Genomic DNA, 3,706 nt, shown 5'->3' with positions numbered 1-3,706 from the left:
AGCAAGGAGAAAAAATAGAATTTGTTTATTACACAATGGCAGTTGAAATATGGAAATGAAGTTAGAAAAATAGATATGAATTGAGCCTTTATTCTGAATAGGATAAGGGCTTTTTTTATGGAAAAAAGGAGGAATGTATATGGGATGCTGGGGTATAAAAGCCTTTGAATCAGATGAAGGTCTGGATGCCTTGGAATGGATCAGAAACCATATTCCGGAAGACGGCTGTTTGCACTTAAAGGAATTGTTAAATCAGTTAAAGTTAGACGAATGGTGCAGACCGCCTGCTGCGGAGAATGGAGAGTCCCATAGCAGTATAATGCTGATTGCAGAACTGATGGAAAGCTTTCAAAATGGCACTATAGAAGAATGGGAGTATCTCCCGAAAAACTCCTTTGAAAAAGTGGTTTCGTTTCTTGTGGAAAAGGAATCTGTTGAAGAAATGCGTGAGTATCTTTCCAAAACATTGGAATCCGCCAGGGAAAATGCACAGAACAATCAATGGAACGGATGGTTTGAAGAAACCAACTGGAACAAATGGCAGGAACATATGGAAAGCCTGATTGAAACCATGCGTAAAATTTTGGAGCAAGACAGAGAGGTGCTGGATTTGATACCACAGACAGAACAGGAGATCTCAGAAGAACACATAGAAGGTGGTATGAACATGGAATAACAGAAAGCGAAGGTGATGAAAAATATGTTTGGCTTAGACTTCGCCGTAGACGGTGTGCTGGATCAGTTCTGTGACTGGATCTACGGCAAACTGATCACATTCTTTGGTGAGTTTTTCAGTATGATTAACATGATGGGTGCGGAACTTTTTGAGCTGGATTGGATTAAAGCAATCCTGCTCTTTTTTTATTACTTCGCCTGGGCACTGTACATCGTTGGTATTGTAGTGGCTGTGTTTGACACAGCCATTGATGCACAGAGAGGAAAAGGAAATTTTCAGGACTTGGCATTAAATATCATTAAAGGTTTTTTTGCTGTCAGCCTGTTTACCGTAGTACCTATTGACCTATATGTTTTCTGCATCAATCTGTCAAATGAACTGATTGGTGCCATTGCGGGTATGTCGGATTCACCAGGAAAACTTGGTGCCATTGCCACTATGGTACTGGGCAGCTTTGAAACGCCTGGTGCCAATGTGGTGGTGTCTATCGTGTTTGTCATACTCATTGGATATGCGGTCATCAAAGTGTTTTTCGCAAACTTAAAACGAGGCGGTATCCTTCTTGTCATGATGGCAACCGGCAGTCTTTATCTGTTCAGTGTGCCAAGAGGATACAGCGACGGATTCGTATCTTGGTGCAAACAGGTGGCAGCTCTCTGCCTGACAGCGTTTTTACAGACCATTGTACTGGTTGCAGGGCTGGTTACCTATAACGCAAATATGCTGCTTGGCATCGGATTGATGCTTTCCAGCACAGAGGTACCGAGAATCGCACAGAACTTTGGATTGGATACCAGTATGCGTTTCAACGCAATGAGTACGGTATATTCTGTAAATTCTGTAGTCAATATGGCACGTAATGTAGGAAGGATTGCAGGCAGATAAAAGGAGTGAAAAGGAGGTTTTTGAAATGAAACTAGTATATATCTGTTCTCCATTGAGAGGAGATCATGAAAAAAATATAGCAAAAGCAAATGAATACGCCAGAGAAGAAGCGTTAAAAGGAAACTGTGCTATTGCACCACATTGTGTTTTTACACAGTTTTTAGACGATGAAATCCCGGAAGAACGCAGTCTGGGGCAGGAAATGGGGAAAGAACTTCTTTGCAGGTGTGATGCACTTTTGGTTTGTGGCAATGTGATTTCAGAAGGAATGCGTGAGGAAATCAAAACTGCCTATGAGAACGGCATTACTGTTTTGGGCAGAGAATTATCAATTGATGAGATTGAAGGTGCAGTGTTTGGCGAAACGGAACAGTGCTGTGAAATTTAAAGAACTATGGTTTTTAAGTTTTTATTCTAATGGATGACAGTCTGATTTTTATATGCTATGGTAGAATAAACATTCATAAGCAAGATATATGGAGGTGTTATCTATAAAAGGATTTAAACGAAAAAATCAATTACTTTCTCTATGTGGATTAAATTGCGGTTTGTGCCCTATGTTTATTGGAAAAAACTGTGGCGGCTGCGGCAATGGAAATCAATCATGTTCTATTGCAAAGTGCAGCATTGAAAGGAAAGTGGAATACTGTATTGAGTGCAGTGATTATCCATGTGAAAGATATCAACATATTGATGAGTTTGATTCTTTTATCACACATAGAAACCAAAAATCAGATTTAGAAAAATCTAAAGAAATTGGTATTGAGAAATATAACCTTGAACAGGAAGAAAAAATAAGAATTCTGGATTATTTACTTAGCAACTATAATGACGGGCGAAGAAAAAGCTTCTTCTGTGTGGCAGTGAATCTGTTGGATATTTCTGAACTGAAGGCAGCTTTAAGGGTGGTTTCAGACAATAAAGAGTTATCTTTATTGTCAAAAAAACAGTCAGCTTCTTATGTAGTTGATATTCTTAATTCTATTGCAGATAAGAGAGGTATAAAATTAAAACTGAATAAGAAAAAATAGGATTTTATTCTTAGTTTCAAAATATTCGAAAAATTGTTTGGGGCGTAGTGGTTTTTATAACTACTGCGCTTTTTTTATGAATACAGGAGGTGAAAAATGATGTATATCTATCCGGAAAACCTGAAAGGCAAAAGCACCATGTTCCTTTGGACACTGCGAGATATGCTGATTATCATCATAGGCGCAGTGCTGTCTGCCGTCTTTGCGGCAGCTTTGGATTGGATTGTGCCGGGGGTAATGGTTGGAGTGTTCGCCTTTTTGACACTGCGTATCGATAACGAGCTGAATATCTCAGACTATATCCGCTTTGCCTTTCGATTTTTTGTGACAACACAGCAGATTTTTTATTGGAGGTTTGCCGATGACAAGAATGAGAATTGGAAAGAAGAAATCCACAAGAGAAGAAATAGGTGCCAGAAATATTGACGGAGTTGGTGTAGAAACATACGGCAATGAGTATCTGGTTTACTTTCTGGTACAGCCGGATAACATCGCTGTACTGTCAGAAACAGCAGTAAAAACAAAGATCATGGCAATGTCCAGCGTCATCAAAGGGCTGGATTCCATCGAGTTTTCCTGTATCAATTCCAGAGAAAACTTCGACCAGAACAAAATGTTTTACAAAGAGCGTCTGGAGGAAGAAGAAAGCCCCAAGGTGCGAGAAATATTGGAAAAAGACCTGATCCATCTGGACAGAGTGCAGATACAGACGGCTTCTGCAAGGGAGTTTTTGTTTATCCTCCGCTTTCGCAACTATAATCCGGAAACAAATGAGGTACAGACAGGCATCAGCAGAATGACAAAGCTGTTGAAGGATGCAGGGTTTTCCTATCGCCAGGCAAGTAAAGAGGATATCAAAAGACTCTATGCCGTTTATTTCGTGCAGAATATCACACAGGTATACTTCGATGACTATGACGGCGAGAGATTTGTAAAGGGGGATGGATATCGTTAAAAATGAATAAAACAAAGGAAATAAAGTATAGTATTTTTAAAATGAAAAAATGTAGATGATTATGATAATAATAAATTTGTAAAAGGGGGAAGGAATATCGTTGAAAATCAGCAGAACAAAGAAAACAAAAGCCTATATTCCCAAAACGGAAGAAGAAAA

The 3,706-nt window shown here is 39.2% G+C and carries 6 protein-coding genes; all 6 read left to right on the top strand.

Annotated features, from left to right (window positions below; translation table 11 throughout):
• The first annotated feature begins 139 nt into the window (after positions 1-139).
• The 6 genes from BUB35_RS13405 to BUB35_RS13380 all read left to right on the top strand — a co-directional run bounded on the left by BUB35_RS13405 (position 140) and on the right by BUB35_RS13380 (position 3,547).
• Positions 140-676 carry a DUF4259 domain-containing protein gene (locus BUB35_RS13405; protein ID WP_072852545.1) on the top strand — a complete coding sequence of 179 codons (537 nt, stop codon included), beginning with the start codon at positions 140-142 and terminating at the stop codon, positions 674-676.
• A 24-nt stretch (positions 677-700) separates the two neighbouring features.
• Entirely contained in the window at positions 701-1,561 is an 861-nt protein-coding gene (locus BUB35_RS13400) for a conjugal transfer protein TrbL family protein (protein WP_072852584.1), read from the top strand.
• A gap of 25 nt (positions 1,562-1,586) precedes the next feature.
• Positions 1,587-1,949 (top strand): DUF7768 domain-containing protein, encoded by a 363-nt coding sequence (locus BUB35_RS13395; RefSeq protein ID WP_072852543.1) that lies wholly within the window; start codon positions 1,587-1,589, stop codon positions 1,947-1,949.
• 103 nt (positions 1,950-2,052) lie between these two features.
• The gene (locus BUB35_RS13390; RefSeq protein WP_072852582.1) at positions 2,053-2,592 is read left to right on the top strand and encodes a DUF3795 domain-containing protein; all 540 of its coding nucleotides are present in this window, start codon (positions 2,053-2,055) and stop codon (positions 2,590-2,592) included.
• A 96-nt stretch (positions 2,593-2,688) separates the two neighbouring features.
• On the top strand, positions 2,689-3,018 hold the full coding sequence (locus BUB35_RS13385; protein WP_200777614.1) for a hypothetical protein: 330 nt from the start codon (positions 2,689-2,691) through the stop codon (positions 3,016-3,018).
• On the top strand, positions 2,954-3,547 hold the full coding sequence (locus BUB35_RS13380) for a hypothetical protein (RefSeq protein ID WP_072852541.1): 594 nt from the start codon (positions 2,954-2,956) through the stop codon (positions 3,545-3,547). Before BUB35_RS13385 ends, BUB35_RS13380 begins: the two co-directional genes overlap by 65 nt.
• The last annotated feature ends 159 nt before the right edge of the window (positions 3,548-3,706 follow it).

Origin of the sequence: Anaerotignum lactatifermentans DSM 14214, assembly GCF_900142265.1 — a bacterium.
Classification (GTDB): domain Bacteria; phylum Bacillota; class Clostridia; order Lachnospirales; family Anaerotignaceae; genus Anaerotignum; species Anaerotignum lactatifermentans.
The sequence above is the reverse complement of the archived record's forward strand: the minus strand, read 5'-3'. Positions and strand labels throughout refer to the sequence as shown.

Bases quoted from the DNA above. Each gene is read 5' to 3' on its own strand.
- BUB35_RS13405 (WP_072852545.1), top strand. From the start codon at position 140: ATGGGATGCTGGGGTATAAAAGCCTTTGAATCAGATGAAGGTCTGGAT.
- BUB35_RS13400 (WP_072852584.1), top strand. From the start codon at position 701: ATGTTTGGCTTAGACTTCGCCGTAGACGGTGTGCTGGATCAGTTCTGT.
- BUB35_RS13395 (WP_072852543.1), top strand. From the start codon at position 1,587: ATGAAACTAGTATATATCTGTTCTCCATTGAGAGGAGATCATGAAAAA.
- BUB35_RS13385 (WP_200777614.1), top strand. From the start codon at position 2,689: ATGATGTATATCTATCCGGAAAACCTGAAAGGCAAAAGCACCATGTTC.
- BUB35_RS13380 (WP_072852541.1), top strand. From the start codon at position 2,954: ATGACAAGAATGAGAATTGGAAAGAAGAAATCCACAAGAGAAGAAATA.